The sequence below is a fragment of the Allobosea sp. 05T433 genome (assembly GCF_056396065.1).
The window spans coordinates 1-535 of record NZ_JBFTKS010000120.1 but is presented as its reverse complement, the minus strand read 5'-3'; the positions used below and the strand labels follow the sequence as shown (position 1 = coordinate 535).

Genomic DNA, 535 nt, shown 5'->3' with positions numbered 1-535 from the left:
GTCGTTGCGGGGTCGGGGACCACGAACGCAACTTCCGACACGATCGCCAATATCGAGAATTTCATCGGCGGGAGCGGCAACGACTCGATCACCGGTGATGCCAACGACAACGCGCTCAGCGGCGGGGCCGGTAACGACGCGCTGACCGGTGGACAGGGCAACGACGTGCTCAGCGGCGGGGCCGGTGCCGACACGCTGAACGGCGGCGCAGGCAACGATCGTCTCGATGGCGGCGCCAATCCCAACACTACGGGCGACGTCATGACCGGCGGTGCCGGCGACGACACCTATGTCATCGACGATGTGGCAGGCACGGCTGCTCAACGGGACCAGGTCATCGAGGCTGCAGGCGCTGCCGGCGGCATCGATACGGTGACCGGAGCGGTCAATCTCGACCTCGCACTTTATGCCAATGTCGAGAACGTCACGCTGACGGGAACCGCGAATGTCAACGCGACTGGCAATACCGGCGACAACATCCTCACCGGCAATGCCGGCAACAACGCACTGACCGGCGGCGCCGGCACGGATGGAT

General features: G+C 65.0%; 1 protein-coding gene. It reads left to right on the top strand.

The window, feature by feature from the left end:
* On the top strand, nt 1-535 hold a 535-nt coding region (locus AC1DGP_RS35290), incomplete at both ends, for a calcium-binding protein (protein ID WP_476833303.1).